Below are 18655 nucleotides of genomic sequence, written 5' to 3' on the forward strand. Positions count from 1 at the left end.
TCTTCATTTCTATTATTCATTTCAATAAATATAACTTTTTTCTCCATGAGATACTTCGCCAAACTCCATAAATTCGGCGTCAGCTCCCAAAATTGTGAAATATTCTTTCCCAATGCGATTCCAGGTGTAGGCCCTCTCGGCGATCTCGCGAAGCCTGGCCCCGATGTCCGGCGGTTCGGTCGGCAGGCCTGCAATCCAAGCCAGGTCACCAGCCGTGCGGAAATACTTGGCTTGGTTCTCCGTGGTGTAGCGGTTGTAGACACAGTCAAACGCCAGGATCGGCACCCCGAAATGCATCATCTCGACCAGGGAGGGATTGGTTCCGCCCGCCGAATGCCCATGGACATAAAGGCCCGCCCCCGCCCTGACGCGATAAAGCGCCGCGGCCTCGTAGATCGGATCCAGAAGCAGGATATTCTTCTGCGTGGAGTATTGCGCCCGGAGCGTGCGTCCGTATTCGCTATTGTCCCAGTTGCCGACAAAGACCAGTTGCTTGCCGGCGCAGGCAAACGCCTCCAGGATCATGGCGATATTGTTCTCTGGTTCGATTCTGCAGAGGGCGAGGGCATAGCCAGGCGGCAAAGTCGCGGCCTGATCATCGTCCGGCACCTGTCCGGCAGAATCCAGCGCGTGATCTCCGCCATAGGCGATGACGGCGGCCTCGACACCGTAGGCCTCCTGCAAATGGTCGGCGATGCCTTGGTTGTCGGCGACGACCTGATGTGAGAACCGGACGGCCATCCATTCCGACAGACGCAGGAAATGTCGCGCGGCTCCTGTCCACTTGTCGCGGCGCCATTCGATCCCGTCGACATTGGTCACAACCCGCATCGACGAAAACAGACGAATAAAGGGAAGAACGACCGCACCGGACACGCCCAACAGCAAGGCGGCATCGTGGCCACGCCGGGCACAATCCAGCAAGGTGAATGCATCGTAGAGAATGCTCTGGATACCGTTCGCCCTGAACCGCGAATATCGCAGATCGGCGCTGAGATAGCGCGGCGCGCGATCAGGATAGGCCTCGGCACTGCAATAAACGGTTAGTCCGGCGTCCCAACGGCCTGTATGGTGCTGGCGAACCAGATTCTCAGCAAGGGTCTCAAAGCCGCCGTAACGACCCGGCACACCGACCGTTCCCAGAATAGCGATCTTCATCAGCATTTACCTCCCTTCCGCACGGCATCGACATGGCCCTGCAGACCAGCGGCAAAAGCCTCCTGGCTGAATCGTTCCGCCCGTCTTCGGGCCGCCGCCGACATCCTCAGGCAAAGCGCGGGATTGTCAGCCAGCAACCTGACGGCCGCGGCCAGGGCCGCAAGGTCGCGCGAGTCGATCAGGAAACCCTCCACGCCGCCGTCCAGGACCTCTACCGGCCCGCCGATAGGCGGCGCGATCACCGGGATGCCGAAGCACATGGCTTCAACGAGCGTCAGCCCGAAGGTCTCGATCCACAGATCGACGCGCGACAGATTCACCACCAGATCGGCTGAGGCATAAAACGAAGCAGGATCGTCCGTGCGAGAATAGATCCGGACATTCACAGGAACGGTCAACCGCTTGAGATACCGCGTGATCTCAGGCCCGTCCGCATTAAGCACGAGCTTGAAAACGATGTCGGAGCGGTCACCCATTGCCTGGGCAAGTTTGAGAAATTCCGGCACACCTTTGAAGTCGCGAGCTGAGGCAAGCATCAACACCTCAAACTGGCCACTGCGCCGCGGGGAAAAAGGCGTCGTTCGACCTTTTTCCTGAAGGGTGCGCGTGATCGGATTGGCCAGCACCACGGCGCGTCGCTCGGCAATCGGCAGTCTCTTCAGATGATCGGCAGAGACGTAGATCAGCAGGTCTGCTGTGCGTGCGGCAACACTGGTCAGAAACCGGCGCAGCGGCGCAGGCGATATGGAGACCTCATGAACGTGGCAGATCAAGAGCCGGCGGTTAAGCTTTGCCCAGATCGCCGCACCGAAGGGGAGCAACGTGTTCATATAGACGATCGCGTCAGACGAGATGTCCGTCGCCCGGCTCAGCTCCCGGTAAAGCCCGACCTGACTGACCAGCAGATTGAACAGCGTCACGATCCGGAACCGGCTGCGGCTGTACCAGTAGCGGCGCTTCGACGCCGCCGCGTTCTCGAGCAGACCCCGGCCCTGCGATCCAACATACAGCAGATTGCACCGTTCTGTCGCATCGAGCACCTCGATCGCACTGCACAGGACACGCGGACTACCGGATCGATCGTTGAGGAGATGGCAGAAGACGATCATCGGATTGCCGCCCCCAGCGCCCGACGGGCCGCCTTGTCATAGTGTGCGACGATATGGTCGACGATGGCGGTAGCGGCATGTTCCGCCGGGCCATCATTGCCGATCTCGATCATCCAGCCCCGCCGCACAAGATCACCATAACGCAGGTTGAGCATCGCGATCTGGTCACGCGTCAGTTCCTGTTTGCGGGCATGGGCGACTGCGGGCTCCACCCGGATGAAGAAGGCAAACTTCGGCAGCGGCAGCAGGCGCCCCACTGCCCGCAGGCACCAGCCGGGCAGGCGAATCCGGCTGCGTCCGGGATCGCAGATCATGTCGTAGTAATAGCGATCGAAAACAACGATCTTGCGGTCGATCAGGGCAGGCCGAACCCTGCGGACATAGCCCAGCATGTAGTCCATGCCGTAGTAGCCAAGCCGCACAAGGGAACCCGGGAGACCCGACGGCGCGGCGCGGTGAGGACGGGAATAGTCGGTGTCCACCGCCCCGACGGCACCGGTCGCTTTGGCCATTTCGGCGATGCGCGGCAACACGGTGGGACGGAAGTGATGGTATTCGATACTATCGGCACCATAGCCCTGGCGCAGTTGCGCCAGGACCAGATCGATGACCGTCGTCTTGCCGGAGCCGTCGGGTCCGCTGACCGAGACCAGCAGTCCGTGCGGGCAAAGCCGGTTACGAAGCCGTTCGATGACAAAACGCGCCATGAGGGAAAGCCCTCGCACCCCCTGCCCTTTCCACATTCGGCTGAGCAGGCGTAGCCGGCGGCCGGCAGACAAAACCGCGATCCGCGACGCGCCATCTGCAGCGATTGCCGTAAGCTGCGCGTGTGCATCCGCATCGCCGAGCAAAGGGGCGACCGCTTCCCTCAAGCGGGGTGCCTGTTCGCGCGCGATGCGTCCGAAAAGCCCGTTATATTTCGGGTGGAGGGGCTTTCCGACGACCAGGTGGAAAAGCCATTTGTCGAGCAGCAGAACAACCTCGGAAACCACCGGGATGCCGTTATGCCAGCGAAGATCGCGAAGCATGTCCCGGGCCGACATCAACTTGATCCCGAAAACCTGACTGGACGTGAAAAAGTCGATCTTGAGGTCGAAAACGCCATTCTCCCTTCGGCTGAAGAGAGCCAGCTGGGTCATACGCTCGTCCTCGTAGTGATTGGCGAAGAGGCAACCGAAATCGCGCGCCAGATGAACGACAATGTCGATTGCCCTTGGCAAGTCTTCAGGCAAGACGACAATATCGATGTCCCTGGCTCCGAGCCGGAACGGCAGGTGCTCGTGATTGCGCAACACGGCATACCCAAGATCGGCACGGGTAAGTTCACCAAAAAAGCGGGACAACACCTCAGCTTCGAACGTGAGCGGTGCTGCGGCTGACGAAACGACGTTCATGGGCGCACCGATTGGGTCTTGAGTTTTTGGCGGATCAGTTTGGGAGAGGCGAGTGCGGTCAGAAGCAGGAAGGCGCCCAGCCTGACGTAGCGTCGGGAGCTGTATGAGAACCCAGCCTGCTTGTAGAAGCCCGCGGCCTTGTCCGAGCGCCAGTCATTGACGCGGTCCAGAATGCTGCGCGAGGCGATGAAATCGGCAAGGCTTCGCTCGACCTCACCGCTGCGCCGGCGCAGCAGGCAATCCTTGATCCACCGCATCTTCAACTGCATCATGCGAACATTTCGGGTCGAGAGAGAACCGGCGGGCTTGCGATAGCGAAAGAGAGGCTCCGCTATGGTGAGGAAATGGCGGCCTTGCGAACCGAAATCGGACATGCGGCACCACAGATCGAGATCCTCCGCAAAGTCCTCGTAGCGAATATTCTCGGCATTCGGCATGATCCGCTGCCGGTAGCCGCCCACGGCCAGCGCATCGCGTCGCCAGAACAGAGTGACCGGCGGCATGAAGGTCAGCTTATTGGAGCGGAACTGCTGCAATGCGGCATTCCGGTCGGTCGGCCCCACGCATTGCCTGCCGAGATTTTGCTGCCCGGCGTTTTCACTGACATAATAGGCGTGGCATCCAACACCCAGAATATCCGGGTTTTCAGCCAGCATCCGTCCCTGTTTTTCCAGCAGGCGAGGCTCGGCCAGATCGTCCGCGTCAAAGAACATGACAGCCTCCGTATTGGCTTCCTGCAGACCGCGATGGCGCGTGTAGGCGGTCCCGCGATTGGCCCCGTTACGGATCAACCGGATATGGCTGGCACCCGCAGCAACTTGCGAGACAATCTCGATGGACCGGTCCTGGGAACCGTCATCAATGACAAGAATTTCCTGCGCCGGGCAGGTCTGGTCCTGAAGTGTCCATAGCGTTTCGGCGATTGTGCTTTCGGCATTGTAGCAGCACACGACAACCGTAATCGGCAGGGGTGAAGAAACGGCACTTGTGCTGGTCATCGTGGATCACTCCGGATTGTCTGGTAGGCCTGTTCGATTGCCCCGGCGAGCGCCGCATAGGTGTATTGCTCGCGCGCCATCCGCTGCCCCTCGCGAGCAAGCGTCTGCCTAAGGGACTCGTCACCGGCAAGCGTTTCGAGGGCGTCGGCGAGGTCTGCGACCGGATCGCGCTCCCGGCGAAGCGAAACCGTTATGCCGGCCTCCTGCCCCACGGTTCGGCCCGTCGCGTCCCCTTCCAAGCAAACCACGGGCAAGCCCGTCAGCATGGCCTGCAGGACAACGGTCGCGAGCCCGTGATGAAAGGACGGGTAGAGGAAGACATCGCTTTCCCGCATCAGGTCAACGAGGCTTTCCATCGGCACGCGGCCCATCATGACCACGCGGTGCCCCTGCGGATGGGCTGCAATGATGGCCTGCATTTCAAGCCGCAACGGACCATCACCGACGATCCTCATGACGGCAGAGAGGTCGCCCCGTTCGAAATAGTTCAGCGTCGCTTGCAGTGCCAAAAGAGCACCCTTCCAGTCTTTCAGTTCGCCAGCGAAAAGAATGCGGAGCGGGCCGTGTCGGGCGATATCCGTCTTCGGACGCGCAAGGGCGGGAACGTTCTCAATGCCTGTCTGCGTAAATGGCTGCAGCTTGCTCGCCAGACGGCGCGGCATCGTCTCCGGCGTATGACTGAGAACGGTGCAGGCGCGCCTTCCGGACAACCGCACCAATGGATCGACATGCCGCATGGCACTGCGGACGAAAGTGCGAAGCCGGTCCTTCGCCCGTGACGCCAGGCCCAGTTTGCCAAGGATGACAGGGTGCGTATCTTCGCTGCCGACCGGCCCCCAGAGAAGTGGGCCGCCGCACAATGCGACGCCGGCAGGCATCCAATCCATTCCACCCGTCAGATGGTGGGAAAGATCGAACCTCTCCGTGGTCCTGAGTCGTCGCGCAAGCAGCCCGGCGCCGATCTGCCAGAGGTAGTAATAGACCAGGAAGAAGCGCTTTCCGCGCTTGTAGAAGCGGAAAATCCACGGCAGGTCGAAATAGACAAAGTGCAGCCGCAAGGGCTTGGCTTCATTGCGGAACAAGGCTTCATGGGCGGCGCGCAGATTGGCTCTGGTGATGACCCAGACCTCGTGATGCTCGGCAATATGGTGCACCAAGCGCCAGCCGATCTCGCCTTCGCCGCCTCTTCCACTCTCACAGGCATAGGCCGACACCAGAATCTTCATCGGCCGAACCTCGCAATGACAGGCTGCCGAGGGGATGAAGGCTGCTGGCTGAAATGATAGACAGCCCGCAACAGGACCAGGCTGTACCAGAAGATCTGGCTGTTCCACGCGGAGTTCGCCAGAATGGGAATCCACAGCAGGATCAGCGGCATGGTCTGTCTGTTCATGAAACGGAACAGAAAGGCATGACAAAACAACGCCGCTCCGAAGATGCCGCAGACCATCACATAGCCAGGGATGAACCCGGCCACGGCGACATCTTTTGCGACACCGACCAGATTGCCCTGAATATAGTGGGTGATAGCCTCATATCCGCCACCGAACCAGACGGAGGGATCGCCCAGGCTGGCACTCTGAAGGAAGATGATAAGCGGCATGACACGCAGTGCACCGCTATGATCGGCATGCACCATCGCAGTGATATCCATACTCGGCAGTGCGGTGAGGAACGCAATCACGCGATGAATGGATTCGACCTCGACTGTCTGTAGGAAGGGCCAGGCCAGTGCGAGTATGACGCTGCCGACCAGCAGCCAGCGCAATCGTAGCGCCATCACGATCGTGAGTGGCAGGATCGCGACCGCCAGGGAGCTTCCGGTCAGCAGGAGCGATACCGCAAATGCGAGAATTGTCGATTTTTCGCGTCGCCATATCATTCCGACGCTTGGTGCCGGACCGTTCCAGCGGGCGAGGATGAGGTAGGCGAGCAAGGTGAAGGCCACCGCACGGGCGGCATGCGACGGCTCGACACCGAGCGAATTGTAGCTCCACGCCTCTTTGGACAGAATGTGGTTCGGGACCGGAAGGCCCAGGCGGGAACAAGCCAGCTGTAGCACCGACACCAAGGCATAGGCCTGGACCAGCCGCCGCAGCAGAAGAAGAAGCCGCTGGCGCGTCACCGCCCCCGAACAAAGGGTCCCGCAAAAGGCAATGTAGGCAAGAACGAACATGCCTGTGTAGCCAAGGCTCGAAAAATTGCTCGCCCCGCCATGAAAAAGCTCGACGACGATCAGGTACGCAACCACTGCCGCCGACCATCCGAGATCATTGCCCATGGGCAGGCGGAGCATGACGATGACCGGCAGGGCGAACGCTGCCACGAGGATGACCAGCACATTGCGCTGGTCACTGAGGATGAAAGGCGAAAGCGCCGTGCCGAACACGACAAGAATAATGCAGGCAGTCACCCACTGCCGCGACACACGCAACCGATGATCGTCATGATGCCAAGCCTGCTGCGGAGCGGCTACGGCCATATAAGGATAGGAGCGCATCATCATACCCCTCCCAAGACCCGGCTTTGCGCCCATGTCAGAGCAATGATCAGGCCATGTGACGCGGCAAGAGCAGCCCGGCGTATGCCGCCATATCCGAGATAACGGGCATGATAATATCTGCGGCTTCGGCTCCACAGCCGCTGACGCCGCACCGGATCGCCCTTGCTCGAAGGACGATGGGCATGGACGGCCTCGATATCGGCGACGTAGACTAGCCTTTGTCCGGCCTGGTTGGCCTGGGCTGCCAGAATGGCCTCTTCGCAGTAGAGAAAGACGGTCTGGTCGAAAAAACCGATATCCCGGAGGAAGGTACCGCGGATGAGAAAGCAGCAGCCACTCAACTTCGTGACGTTGACCCGTCTGCTGGATGCTGCGCGTGGCCGGTCACGGCCCATGCCCCAAGCTGCAGCAATCATTCTTGCCGGCAGCAGCAATTCCTGCAGGAAACTCGGCTCAAACATCGGGTTCTCGTTCGCGCCGGAAAGATTGCGGATGGAAGAGCCCGCGATCGCGTTTCGGTCATCTCGAAAGAGCGCATCGGAGAGATTCACAAGATAATCGGGTGCGGCGATGCGAACATCGGGATTGATGATCAGAATGGCCGCGCAACCAATCGCGGTGGCAATCCTGGCCCCGATATTGTTCCCGGCCGAGTAGCCCGCATTCGTGCCGTTTTCGACAAAAAGGCCGTCGCCGCTACGGTAAAGGACAGGCAGAGCGGCACCGGCTTCAATCATGTGGCCGGACGGAAACACCGAACGGAATGCAGTGCGCATCCGTTCTCGGCGTGCGGCGTCGGACGCATTGTCGACGACGATGACGTCAAGCTGAATGCCCTCTTGGGCAGACAATCCCACCAGGCACGCCGGCAGATCGTCGTCGCTATTGTAGGTGAGGATGACGGCAGCCAATCTCGACATCGGCATCTAACCTCTCGCGTCCAAAAGAGCATCGATCAGGCGTGCCCGCGCTGGTGCGTCAGCCCAGCTGCAAGCATCCGCGCCGTTTTCCATCGCCCGATGAAGGTAAAAGGCGGCGTGAAGCAGCAAAGACATCAACACGGAGGCCTGGGCCGTGGCCCTGTCGCCCTGCAGGAGGGCTCTGGCAACCTGGTCGACCAGCGGATCAAGGATCAATCCAGGGTTTTCGGCCCCCCGCGCTGCGAGCATGTAATGCACCAGATCATAACCGACGGGTCGATCTTCGGCGGCATATTCCCAGTCGAACACGTAGAGGCGATCCCTCAGGATAAAGCTGTTCCATGGGGTGAAATCGCCATGTGCAAGTGCGACCGGCATGATCGGCACGACAGGCTTCAGGCGCTCCAGACCACGGCCAAAACGACGTTTCCAATCGTCGGGCAGACGGGGGTCGCTGCCGATACTCTGAAGCTCCCGATAGGCACGTTCGGCGCCCGTGTTGCCGGTCCGCCGGACCATTTCGGCAAGGAAACGGAGATGCTCGCTTGCCACGCACATCGGACTTGCTACGCCGGCGACCTTGCGACTGTCGGTCACCAGTATCGACGGTTCTTCGCCCTCCGGGTCAGCGAAGGCCAACAGCTTCGGCACTTCAGCGGTGGTCAATCGCAACGTCGCCATTCGGTCGAGCATTCGCGCCTCTTGCGACAGGTATGGCCTGACCGACGCGCGACGGCTGAGCTTTGCGTATCCCAGGATGCCGCCATGTGCGTCCATAAGCTGGATGGCCGTCTTGCGGTGCGGACCATCCGTGCCGGTAAAATAGGAACAGGTCGCCAGCGCCGGCAGCACGCCGCCCGGCAGGCGGGGCAAGCGATCGAAACGGATCTGGCCCGATGCCCAGCCGGCGGTCAGGCCGAAGCGCAACGCCGTCCGGATCCACAGCCGCGCCAAACGTGCACTCGCCGAAGCCGGCTGGTACATGGCCATGGAGGCGCAGGACGCGCGTCCCTGTGCGGTTGGCAGTAGCCACCAGCGGGCATTGGTGCGGGCTCTAAGCAAACCATACGCAACACCGCCGGCAGTGACCGGAACAACGCCGACGGCCGCCATATCGCCGAGGAACTCCTCGAACGGTCCGACAGACAATGGCTGGGAAAGATACAGGTCGAGGCTCACCATATCCCCCTGTAGTCGCGCAGCGCACTGGCCGGGCCGGTGGCAAGAGCCCAGTAATCCGGATCGACGAGTCCCCGCAGCATGCCCTTGAGGCTGCGCTCGCGGCGCAGGCTCTCTCGGGCTTCCAAAAACGCGATCTTCCGGTCGAAGCAAGCAAGCGAGATGGTAACGTCCCGTCCCGTCAGCGAAGCGGCACTCAGGACGTTATTCCGGACGTTTCGCAGAGCCGCGATCAGCGCCGCTGCCCTGGATTGTGCCTTGAGCATGCGGGACTGAGCGTTGGTATCAACACCGCCCAGCACAACACTCGCCTGTAGATCGTGGCGTCTGTAGCGCACCAACTGTTCGGGCAGCGCCACGCCGGGCAGCCCCAAGGCCGAGGCATGCAGCGCAAACCATGTGTCGTGGGTCATGCCGGCAGGGTCGCAGTCGATCTCCTGGAAAAGCGTCAGGACGTCGCGCCGGAAGGCGCAGGCCATGCCGTAGACGAAATTGCCGCCGGTCAACATGGTGCCGAGGGGATCGCGGCGAAAGGCTGCGCGCCGACGAGGCGAAAACCGCGCCAGTTCCCAGAGCGACGTGTCGAGATCGCCGGCCCGTGCACTGAACTGGGACGCGTCGCAGAACACAAACCCGCTTTGAGGCAGAGCGTCGAGGACGTCCTGGCATGCCTCGATCTTGCGCGGAAGCCAGATATCGTCCTGATCGCAAAAGAAGACGGTATCACCGCGGCAATGCTCCAATGCCGCCTGAAAAGCCGCGTTAACACCGCGATTGTCGGCACCCTCCAATATCTGCACGTCAAACGGTGCCTCAGCAGCGATCTGACGGAGAAGGGCTTGGGTTCCATCACTGGAGGCATCGTCATAGACGACAAGTTCATCCGGCAAGCGTGTCTGGGCAAACAGGCTGTAGACCTGTTCACGCAGATAGGCCGCACCGTTATAGGTCGCCATGGCGACCGAGACGCGCCCCTGCCGCTTGCGTGGTGTTTCGCTCAGGAGCATGAGGCCTCCTGGGCGGCTTTCCGAACGCAGAAGGCTTCGACATCCTGCGTTTCGAGATCCAGCACAAAAGCATCGCCGCCATTGGCGTAATGACGGTGGAGCGCCGTCTCCGATGCTCGGTTGAAGACCCTTCGGACATCCGTCTTCAACAGGCGCGCAGGTATGCCGCCCATAACGGAGAATGGCGGAACACTGCCGGTATAGTCTTTGGACAGCACACTGTAGGAAGACGCAACGATGATGTCGTCGGGGGTCACCGTGCCCTTCTTGAGCACACTGCGACTGCCGATCCAGTTCCGCGCACCGATGATGATCGCTGCCTTGCAATCGCCAGCCCTGCCGGTTTGCGTATCGAGCACATAGTGAAAATCATCGTCGGCTATCGTCGTCTGGTAGGCGATACCCGTCAGCGCGCCGATACGCACACAGTGGCTGGCATAGATGAAGACATTTTCGCGGATGCGGGCGCGCGCGCCGATCTCGAGCAGCCCCTGGGGACCGATATAGAGATCGCAGCCCTGCATGATGGTGACGCCCTCGTGGAAAACGATGCGGCCGAGATTGCGGATATTGGTAACGCCCTGTCCGCGGTCTTCACGCTTTCCGATCCGCACCATGCCACGCCTTACCGGGCCGACGATCTCGACCCGGCCGGACAGGCTGGAAAACTGCGTATGACGATAGATGTAGACCGGCAGCTTCACCGCGACGGAGACGGGCATGCTGCGCAGGTTGAAATACACGGTCCTGGTCCAACTGACACGGAATGGCCAGAGACGGCTTTCCAGCGTCGAGAAGACCCGATTGAGGAAGGACTTCGCAGCCGGCGTTTGATTTTCGCCTATGGTGGGCGTGTGGATGGTCATGCAGGCCTCCCGCCGACATTGAGCCGGTTGCGTATCGCCTGTCTCATCTGTCTTCGTTCGACGGCGGACACACCGAAAAAATAAACGGCTACGAGCGTGACGACGCCAGTTGCCACCAGGCCCGCGAACTCGGTCAATTGGCTCTGGGAAGAGACAATCCGTATGGCCCAACCCGAGGAAAGGGATACGGCGCCAATCGCCGCGGCAGGCAACACGACGGCGCCAAGGAAGCGTCCGATATCCAGCCCGACGAGGCGGCGCAGAATGACAAGTCGAACGCCAAGAGCGAGGCAGGACAGACCCAGCAGCAGTTGGAAAACCGACAGCAGCCCGGCCCCGAAAGTGAGCAGAAGGTAGCCCAGAGGGATAGCACTGAGCATCACAGCACTGACCAGAGCCTGATAAAGGCGAATGGTTCCGGTGGCCTGGGCCGCAGCCATGAGCGGAAAGGAAAAGCTGTTGACCAGGGCAGTCAGCAGCAGAAGGCGCGTGATATCGCCAGCGTGATCGGGCACGGACGTCAGCCAGAATGCCAGCACCAGTTCGACGCTTGAGATGATCGGCGCTGTCAACACCAGCATGAGCAGGAACGAGTAACGGGCACTCTGCTCCACAAGCGCATGAAATCGCTCATGATCGCCAGCCGCATGGGCCTTGACGATCGGAGGATTGGAGGTGATCTGAAGATTGGAACCGAGCGTCGAGGTGGCATTGGTCACCTGCAACGCGATATTCTGCGCCGCATTTGCAAGCGGGCCGAAAAACAGGTTAAGCAGAATGCCGACGCCCTGGATATTGAGTACCAATGCGGCTGCGCCCAGAATACTCCAGCCGGCAAACCCGCTGAGACTGGAATGAAGCGCACGGTCTCGGCAGACGCGATAGCGGCAGGAAGGAAAGCCCTGTACGCAGTAGACCACCTTGGCGACGGTCACCAGCAAGGTCACGCCGAACATCAGCGCTGCGAATAATTCCAGCAGGTCACCGCTTCCTGCGATCAAGATCCACGCTACCGACAGGCGCAGCACGGCGTGCAGGATATCAAAGACGGCATAGGCGGTGAACCGCTCGAACGCCACCAATGTGGCGTTATAGGGAACCTGAATGATGGTCAGAGCCGTTGCAAAGACCGCATAGTGAAACGCCACCCTGGCCGCATCCATGCGCACACCGGGGATCACCAGATACGTATTGAGCAACCACAGGCCGACGATTTCCGAAACCAGAATGGTCAGCAGCGCAATGGCAACATGGATCTGCAGTGACGTGCAGAAAACCGAACGCAGGCGCTCGTGATCCCGACCGGTCAGTTCGACGTTCAGGAAACGTTGCGTGCTGGTTGCCAGCGCCGAATTCAAGAACGAGATGACGAGAGTCACGCCCGCCACGGCAAAATAGATCCCATAGTCAACGGCACCCAATTCGGCGAGAACGATGCGCGAAGAATAGAGGGATACGGACATGGTCAAAACGGTCCGCAGACTCATGATCAGGGTGTTCGCCGCCAGCGAACGCGTTTTTGTCTTCGGCTGGCTTCCAGCCCGATCCATGTGCAAGGTCTCGATCGTTCCGGACCCGGAAACCGCGGCTTGCCGTCCTGCAATGCTCGACTGCCCCAGGCTCATGTGCGCATATCTCCCGCTGGTGAGAGAGTCTCGCACCGCAGTCCTCGCGGTTCGCCAGCGACAAGCAGCGTGTGCGAACGGCGATCAACCTGCCCCGGAATGACTTCCGTCCCGACGATCATTGCAGAAGCCCCGCGAGATAATCACCGTAGTCGTTCTTGCCGAACAGCGTGATGCGCGCGCCGAGCCCGTCCCTGTCGATCCAGCCTCGTTCGTAGGCGATCTCGTCAGGCGATCCGACCTGCAATCCCTGCCGGCTCTGCAGTGTGCGAACGAAGTTGCCCGCATCCAGCAGGCTGGAATGGGTGCCGGTGTCAAACCATGCATAACCGCGCCCCATTTTCTGCACCGTCAGCGTTTCTTCCGCGAGGTACATTTCAAGGACTGAGATGATCTCGACCTCGCCGCGGGCCGAAGGCTTTACCGCGCGTGCTTTGGCAGGAGCGGTTCCGTCCATGAAATAGAGCCCGGTGACCGCATAGTCGGACAGCGGCTTCTGCGGCTTTTCGACGATGCTGGAGACGCGGTCTTCTGCATCGAACGACACCACGCCATAGCGTTGCGGGTCCGATACACGATATCCAAAGACCGTCGCGCCGCCGGCCTGGGCCGAAGCCTCCGCAAGCAGGTGGGGCAGTCCATGGCCGAAGAACACATTATCGCCCAGGACCATCACGGACGGGGCGCCGTTGAGGAATTCCTCGGCGAGGATATAGGCCTGCGCAAGGCCATCCGGCGATGGCTGCTCTATCCAGGTGAACTCAACACCCCACTGGCTGCCATCCCCCAAGGCCCGCTGGAACTGATCGCGGTCGTGCGGGGTGGTGATGATGGCAATTTCCCGGATACCGGCCAGCATCAGCACAGAAATGGGATAGTAGATCATCGGCTTGTCGTAGAGCGGCAGCAATTGTTTCGACAGACCGACAGTAATCGGATAGAGCCGCGTGCCCGACCCGCCAGCGAGGATGATGCCTTTACGTAGCGTCATGAAAACACTCCAGAATCGAGCGATGTAATGATTGCGTTTGAAAACCGCTCCGGTTCGATGTCGCGCAATAGGCGAGACAGGCTTTCAGCCTTTGCGAAAGCAGCCTCGGTCATGCGACGATCCCCAGCCGTCTGGTCGTCTCACCGCGGGCCTGCAGCGGTCGCCACCAGGCTTCGTTGTCGAGATACCATTGGACCGTTTTCTCCAGTCCCTGCTCAATCGTCACCGATGGTTCCCAGTCCAGGGCCGTGCGAATTCGCGACGCATCGATAGCGTAGCGGGCGTCATGGCCCGGCCGGTCGGTGACGAAAACAATCTGATTGGCGTAGCTGCCACTCGCCTTCGGGCATTTCGCATCGAGAATGGCGCACAGTGTACGCACGAGCTCGAGATTGGTGCGCTCGTTTGCGCCGCCGATATTGTAGCTGGAGCCGACGTCGCCCTTTCCGACCACCGTCAACAGCGCATCGGCATGATCCTCGACATAGAGCCAGTCACGCACATTCGAGCCGTCGCCGTAGATCGGAAGGCTTTCACCCGCCAAGGCCCGGAGAATGACGACCGGGATCAGCTTTTCCGGGAAATGAAACGGGCCATAGTTGTTGGAACAATTGGTAATCAGGACGGGCAGGCCGTAGGTCTCGTGCCAGGCCCGCACGAGGTGATCGGAGGCTGCCTTTGATGCGGAATAGGGACTGCGTGGCTCATACGGCGAGCTTTCGGTGAACTTGATGCCAGGATCGGCCGGAAGAGAACCAAAAACCTCGTCCGTGCTGATATGATGAAACCGGAAATCGCTCGGCCTGCCGCTGCGCACCCAGTAGGAACGGGCGGCTTCCAGCATGCTGAAAGTACCGAGAATGTTAGTGTTGACGAACGTACCAGGTCCGTCGATGGAGCGATCCACATGGGATTCCGCGGCCAGATGCATCACCGCATCGGGTTCGTATGTTTCGAAAACGCGATCAAGCTCCGGCCTGTCGAGGATGTTGACGTGCTCGAAGGCATAGAGGGCGCTACGGGCCACGCACTCCACATTCTTCAGGCATGCCGCATAGGTCAATGCATCGACATTGATCACAAAATGTCCCCTGGAAACGGCAAGGCGCACGACAGCCGATCCAATGAACCCTGCCCCTCCTGTCACAAGTAGCCTCATCAAAATGCACTCCCTGAAGACATCGGGCAGTTGCCACCGACCAACCGGTATGCCGCGCCAATCACAGCGGCGTCCGCAAAGCGGTCCATTGCTCGCCCGGCTCGAATTTCCGGTCCTTTAGACGGACCGATCACATGAAAAATGCTCAAAGCAACCCCCAATACTTCACTTGGCACCGAAGCCATTCAATAATGTAACGACAGTTTTTATGTAAATTACAATATCGAGCCACGGAGAAAAGTTCTTTATGTAATAGAAATCATATTGAAGTTTTTGATTTACATCTTCAACATGCGCAACGTGCCCCTGATTTACTTGTGCCCACCCTGTAATTCCCGGCCGGACGATATGTCTGTAGTGATAAAATGGGAGCTTTTCTTCATACCACTTCGAAAGCGGCACGGCTTCAGGGCGCGGCCCAACCCAGCTCATCTCGCCACGCAGAATGTTGACAACTTGCGGAAGTTCGTCGATCCGGGTCCGCCGCAGGAAACGACCTATCCGGGTAACGCGCGGATCTCCATCGGCAGTGATGGCACGCTCTCGATCATCTGCGCCGGGCACGGGCGCCGCACGCATCGTGCGGAACTTATAGATGGTGAACACTTTGCCGTGGAATCCGACGCGCTGCTGGAGAAACAAAGCCGGCCCTCGCGTTTCCAGACAAATAAGAGCAGCAACCAGGAGCAGGAAGGGGAACAGCAAAACCAAGACGGCGACCGCGAATATGCAATCGATGGCGTGCTTCAGCGTCAGATAGGCTTGATTGGGGTTCAAGGACCCAAGAGTATTCTCGGAGAGATGTTCAATCGCGACGCGGCCCGTCAGGGATTCCACGATCTGCTTGACGTGATACACAGGCGTCCCGGAAAGAGCACAATCGGCGATAAAACGCTCCCAAGTCACCGAAAGATCGGCGCGTAGATCCGCAACAACGCCTTGGACCCGTTCCTGCGGCGGAAAAGGTGTCGTCAGTATTCGCCAGGCAACACCCCTGATCGATGTCACTTGCGCGACATCGCCGCCGGGCACCACCGCCAAGCGGGTTGGCTCCAGCCTGCTGGTGAAGAAACCAAGACCAAAATACCAAAAGATCGAAAGCAGGAACGAGCCTCCCGCTTGAAAGCGGCTATAGTCAGCCCGGAAGAAGAAGATCAGAAGAAAGACGAGCCCATAGGTCAGGGCAAAGGTCGGCAGAATGGCGCCAGCCGCTGCTAAGCCCGGAAAATTCCCCAGACGACGGTAGAACGCATAGCCTGTGAGATGTGCGACCGCCGCCGCAGTCACCGTCACCTGATGATTGGAGTTGGAGAGAACCTCTGGCACATACGCCATGCGCAGAAGAAGAGGCACGCCAACAGCAAAGGCCAGACCACCAAGGAGTTGGTAGCGGATCCGCAATAATCGATGTCTGGGACTGTCCCAATAACCAATAACCTGCCTGTACACGGATGATCCCCAGTTTCCCGAGCATTGGCACACGGATGGCCGAAGCTCTCATAAGTTGTATTGTGACCGCGAATGGATTAGATGCTCACAAGGCCACTGCACGGACAGCGAAACAGCAGGCCGATACGCCAGACAATTCGGTCAGCAGACACCCGGCCCGGTGCAGGCATGCTCTGGCGAATAGCGGACGAAGGTCTGCCGCCCAATCGCGCCCTGACATCGCGAGCAAACACATCAGGCACCCGGTTTCCATCAAGGCCTAGCATTCCTGTCCGCTCCCAAACAGAACCGACACCAGCTTTTGATAGCTGTGCCAGCGCTCCCTGACGGCGTTGCCATGTCGCCATGCCGAATTGGAAACATCGGTTAGCTCGACGCTTGCAATCCCTTCGGAAGGCCCCTGCCGTCCCGGCCGGACAAGGCCATCGTAACCTGCAAGCAGGCCACGCTCGTAGATCGAGACAATGGCATCAACCTGCCGCTCGTTTAGATGGAATTGCCGTTCCGACACGATCTGCCGGATGGCGCGCGCGCAGTTGGTGAGCTGCATCATCGGGTGCTCGGAAGGAGAGAAAAGCGGTTCGACTTCATGAAATCGACGCAACAACTTGCTCGACCTTTCGGACGAGGCTGTTGCCGCAAGACCGGACAGCGATGCCGACGAACGCACCAGCGCGCCGCCTTCGACGACGGACCAGTGACGGGAGCGACCGCGCATCATACCATCCCCATGCCACCGACAACTTCATCTGGTCCGCCCAAACCAGTGGTTGTCGCCATCGCACCCGTCAGCTGCGCCTGGATATGCCGCACGCCCCTGTCCGCCGGGACACTGGGGCGTCCCAAGAGATAGCCTTGCAGCCATCGCGCTCCCGTCGCCCTGGCCGCGGAGAGCCCCTGCTCATCCTCTATTCCCTCGATGACCACCTGACTCGCCAGACACGATGACATGACGACCAAGCTGGACAACAGTTCCATGCCAGCCATGAACTCGGCGGCATCGCGGACATAGATACTATCGATCTTGATGATGTCGGGGCGCGCCGACCGCGCAAACGCAACCAGGCTCAATCCCGCGCCAAAGTCGTCGAGAGCTATGCGGCAGCCAGTCGCCTTGAAAGCCGAGACGAATTCCAGCGCCTCTTTTCCGTCGGGCAGCAAAGCGGTCTCCGTCACTTCAATCACAAGTCGCCGTGCAAGCTCCGGGTCCCGGCGGAGATCAGTCAGGATCGAATGCCACCAAATGTCTGCCTTTGTAGACAAAGCAGAAATATTGCAGCCGAGAGCCAGATCCGGCCGTCGACGAAGCTGCATGATGGTCTCGCGCACGACAAAACGGTCGAACGCGCGGGTCAGCCCCAAACGCTCAAGAGCGGGCAGGTAAACACCCGGCATGATATGCCCGCCATTTCCATCCGGCAGGCGAATGAGGCATTCCCGATAGAATTCCTCGTTCTGATCAACAGAGGAAACGATTGGCTGCTCGGCGAATGTGATTCCACCTGCAGCGATGGCCGAATAGGCAAGCGTCGCGGCACTCATGTCGAAGCGATACTGCGCAATCTCCAAGACCGGCCATGACGCCCGGCTTTCAGATATCTCGCCTTCCCGGAAACCAAGCGCCACGACAATTTGCAGGGAACCGATTTTGACGGGAGCCAGAGACACGCTGCGAACGGCCGCTTCGACCTCTTCAAGTCCTAGATCATACGACATGTCACCGCGCGAGCGAAGGGAAACGCCCCAGGCCTCGTCCTCACAGAACCACGCTCCGGACTCCAGGGCTGCGCCCAGGGATCCCCATACCGCTCGCAGCACGCGCCCGGCAACGCCCTCTGAATAGGCCATGGCAATACTGGGCAGGTTCTCGATGACAATCGAGAGCTTGGAGCGGATCGTCATTTGCCAAGCCCTCGCGCTGTCCAGCCGAGACCACAACCGACAAGGACCGCCGCGCCAACTGACAAAGCCAGGGCAAGCTCGCCAGCCGAGAGAAATCCTACGACCGCACCGGACATGGCACAGGCAACCATCGGCAAAACACGGTGAACGCTGCCGCCCTCATCAGGCCCGTTGGCGTGGGAAATCGCCACTCTCGCGCGGCTATGACGTAGCGGCGGCGGCTCGTCCTTTCCCGTCTTCGCGCCCTGCATAAAGGGTTCCCTTCGGTATTCATGAAACCGAGGGCATCAGCCTGAACAGCCTATATTGAAATCATTACGTTTTAAAGGCCGCTGGTCACAAGCGGCGGGGCCAGAAGAAAGGGAACCATTCCTGTCAAGAATAGGGTGAAAATC

16 protein-coding genes are annotated in these 18655 nt (G+C 59.8%); all 16 read right to left on the bottom strand.

Annotation, left to right across the window (positions count from 1 at the left end; translation table 11 throughout):
• Nucleotides 1-21: 21 nt before the first annotated feature.
• The 16 genes from HGO38_RS21600 to HGO38_RS21675 all read right to left on the bottom strand — a co-directional run bounded on the left by HGO38_RS21600 (nucleotide 22) and on the right by HGO38_RS21675 (nucleotide 18260).
• On the bottom strand, nucleotides 22-1164 hold the full coding sequence (locus HGO38_RS21600; RefSeq protein ID WP_250957968.1) for a DUF1972 domain-containing protein: 1143 nt from the start codon (nucleotides 1162-1164) through the stop codon (nucleotides 22-24).
• Complete coding sequence (locus HGO38_RS21605) at nucleotides 1158-2267, bottom strand: glycosyltransferase family 4 protein (RefSeq protein WP_250957969.1); 1110 nt, start codon at nucleotides 2265-2267, stop codon at nucleotides 1158-1160. Before HGO38_RS21605 ends, HGO38_RS21600 begins: the two co-directional genes overlap by 7 nt.
• Nucleotides 2264-3661: a hypothetical protein gene (locus tag HGO38_RS21610; RefSeq protein ID WP_250957970.1), complete on the bottom strand. Its 1398-nt coding sequence runs from the start codon at nucleotides 3659-3661 to the stop codon at nucleotides 2264-2266. The genes HGO38_RS21605 and HGO38_RS21610 overlap by 4 nt, the downstream gene beginning before the upstream one ends.
• On the bottom strand, nucleotides 3658-4659 hold the full coding sequence (locus HGO38_RS21615; RefSeq protein WP_250957971.1) for a glycosyltransferase family 2 protein: 1002 nt from the start codon (nucleotides 4657-4659) through the stop codon (nucleotides 3658-3660). The genes HGO38_RS21610 and HGO38_RS21615 overlap by 4 nt, the downstream gene beginning before the upstream one ends.
• Nucleotides 4656-5885: a glycosyltransferase family 4 protein gene (locus tag HGO38_RS21620; protein WP_250957972.1), complete on the bottom strand. Its 1230-nt coding sequence runs from the start codon at nucleotides 5883-5885 to the stop codon at nucleotides 4656-4658. The genes HGO38_RS21615 and HGO38_RS21620 overlap by 4 nt, the downstream gene beginning before the upstream one ends.
• On the bottom strand, nucleotides 5882-7162 hold the full coding sequence (locus HGO38_RS21625; RefSeq protein ID WP_250957973.1) for a hypothetical protein: 1281 nt from the start codon (nucleotides 7160-7162) through the stop codon (nucleotides 5882-5884). Before HGO38_RS21625 ends, HGO38_RS21620 begins: the two co-directional genes overlap by 4 nt.
• Entirely contained in the window at nucleotides 7162-8082 is a 921-nt protein-coding gene (locus tag HGO38_RS21630; protein ID WP_250957974.1) for a glycosyltransferase family 2 protein, read from the bottom strand. Before HGO38_RS21630 ends, HGO38_RS21625 begins: the two co-directional genes overlap by 1 nt.
• A 6-nt stretch (nucleotides 8083-8088) precedes the next feature.
• A complete protein-coding gene (locus HGO38_RS21635; protein ID WP_250957975.1) occupies nucleotides 8089-9261 on the bottom strand; it encodes an aminoglycoside phosphotransferase family protein in 1173 nt (390 codons plus the stop codon).
• Entirely contained in the window at nucleotides 9258-10268 is a 1011-nt protein-coding gene (locus HGO38_RS21640) for a glycosyltransferase (protein ID WP_284739505.1), read from the bottom strand. The genes HGO38_RS21635 and HGO38_RS21640 overlap by 4 nt, the downstream gene beginning before the upstream one ends.
• Nucleotides 10259-11134, bottom strand: a complete 876-nt coding sequence (locus tag HGO38_RS21645) for an acyltransferase (protein ID WP_250957977.1) — start codon at nucleotides 11132-11134, stop codon at nucleotides 10259-10261. The genes HGO38_RS21640 and HGO38_RS21645 overlap by 10 nt, the downstream gene beginning before the upstream one ends.
• Nucleotides 11131-12759 (bottom strand): lipopolysaccharide biosynthesis protein, encoded by a 1629-nt coding sequence (locus HGO38_RS21650; RefSeq protein WP_250957978.1) that lies wholly within the window; start codon nucleotides 12757-12759, stop codon nucleotides 11131-11133. The genes HGO38_RS21645 and HGO38_RS21650 overlap by 4 nt, the downstream gene beginning before the upstream one ends.
• 118 nt (nucleotides 12760-12877) lie before the next feature.
• Nucleotides 12878-13750 carry a glucose-1-phosphate thymidylyltransferase RfbA gene (gene rfbA / locus HGO38_RS21655; RefSeq protein ID WP_250957979.1) on the bottom strand — a complete coding sequence of 291 codons (873 nt, stop codon included), beginning with the start codon at nucleotides 13748-13750 and terminating at the stop codon, nucleotides 12878-12880.
• Between the two features lie 109 nt (nucleotides 13751-13859).
• Nucleotides 13860-14909, bottom strand: a complete 1050-nt coding sequence (gene rfbB, locus HGO38_RS21660) for a dTDP-glucose 4,6-dehydratase (RefSeq protein ID WP_250957980.1) — start codon at nucleotides 14907-14909, stop codon at nucleotides 13860-13862.
• 165 nt (nucleotides 14910-15074) lie between these two features.
• On the bottom strand, nucleotides 15075-16358 hold the full coding sequence (locus HGO38_RS21665; RefSeq protein WP_250957981.1) for a sugar transferase: 1284 nt from the start codon (nucleotides 16356-16358) through the stop codon (nucleotides 15075-15077).
• Nucleotides 16359-16617: 259 nt separating this feature from the next.
• Nucleotides 16618-17076: a hypothetical protein gene (locus tag HGO38_RS21670; RefSeq protein ID WP_250957982.1), complete on the bottom strand. Its 459-nt coding sequence runs from the start codon at nucleotides 17074-17076 to the stop codon at nucleotides 16618-16620.
• Nucleotides 17076-18260, bottom strand: coding sequence for an EAL domain-containing protein (locus HGO38_RS21675; RefSeq protein ID WP_250957983.1), 1185 nt, complete (start codon nucleotides 18258-18260; stop codon nucleotides 17076-17078). The genes HGO38_RS21670 and HGO38_RS21675 overlap by 1 nt, the downstream gene beginning before the upstream one ends.
• Nucleotides 18261-18655 lie beyond the last annotated feature (395 nt).

The sequence above is a fragment of the Rhizobium sp. CG5 genome (assembly GCF_023701945.1).
Lineage (GTDB): Bacteria > Pseudomonadota > Alphaproteobacteria > Rhizobiales > Rhizobiaceae > Allorhizobium.

Excerpts from the sequence above, each read along its gene's own strand:
- HGO38_RS21675 (WP_250957983.1), bottom strand. The coding sequence starts at position 18,260 with ATGACGATCCGCTCCAAGCTCTCGATTGTCATCGAGAACCTGCCCAGT.
- HGO38_RS21645 (WP_250957977.1), bottom strand. The coding sequence starts at position 11,134 with ATGACCATCCACACGCCCACCATAGGCGAAAATCAAACGCCGGCTGCG.
- HGO38_RS21600 (WP_250957968.1), bottom strand. The coding sequence starts at position 1,164 with ATGCTGATGAAGATCGCTATTCTGGGAACGGTCGGTGTGCCGGGTCGT.
- HGO38_RS21670 (WP_250957982.1), bottom strand. The coding sequence starts at position 17,076 with ATGCGCGGTCGCTCCCGTCACTGGTCCGTCGTCGAAGGCGGCGCGCTG.
- HGO38_RS21625 (WP_250957973.1), bottom strand. The coding sequence starts at position 7,162 with ATGATGCGCTCCTATCCTTATATGGCCGTAGCCGCTCCGCAGCAGGCT.
- rfbB (WP_250957980.1), bottom strand. The coding sequence starts at position 14,909 with ATGAGGCTACTTGTGACAGGAGGGGCAGGGTTCATTGGATCGGCTGTC.
- HGO38_RS21605 (WP_250957969.1), bottom strand. The coding sequence starts at position 2,267 with ATGATCGTCTTCTGCCATCTCCTCAACGATCGATCCGGTAGTCCGCGT.
- HGO38_RS21650 (WP_250957978.1), bottom strand. The coding sequence starts at position 12,759 with ATGAGCCTGGGGCAGTCGAGCATTGCAGGACGGCAAGCCGCGGTTTCC.
- HGO38_RS21620 (WP_250957972.1), bottom strand. The coding sequence starts at position 5,885 with ATGAAGATTCTGGTGTCGGCCTATGCCTGTGAGAGTGGAAGAGGCGGC.
- rfbA (WP_250957979.1), bottom strand. The coding sequence starts at position 13,750 with ATGACGCTACGTAAAGGCATCATCCTCGCTGGCGGGTCGGGCACGCGG.
- HGO38_RS21640 (WP_284739505.1), bottom strand. The coding sequence starts at position 10,268 with ATGCTCCTGAGCGAAACACCACGCAAGCGGCAGGGGCGCGTCTCGGTC.
- HGO38_RS21615 (WP_250957971.1), bottom strand. The coding sequence starts at position 4,659 with ATGACCAGCACAAGTGCCGTTTCTTCACCCCTGCCGATTACGGTTGTC.
- HGO38_RS21630 (WP_250957974.1), bottom strand. The coding sequence starts at position 8,082 with ATGTCGAGATTGGCTGCCGTCATCCTCACCTACAATAGCGACGACGAT.
- HGO38_RS21610 (WP_250957970.1), bottom strand. The coding sequence starts at position 3,661 with ATGAACGTCGTTTCGTCAGCCGCAGCACCGCTCACGTTCGAAGCTGAG.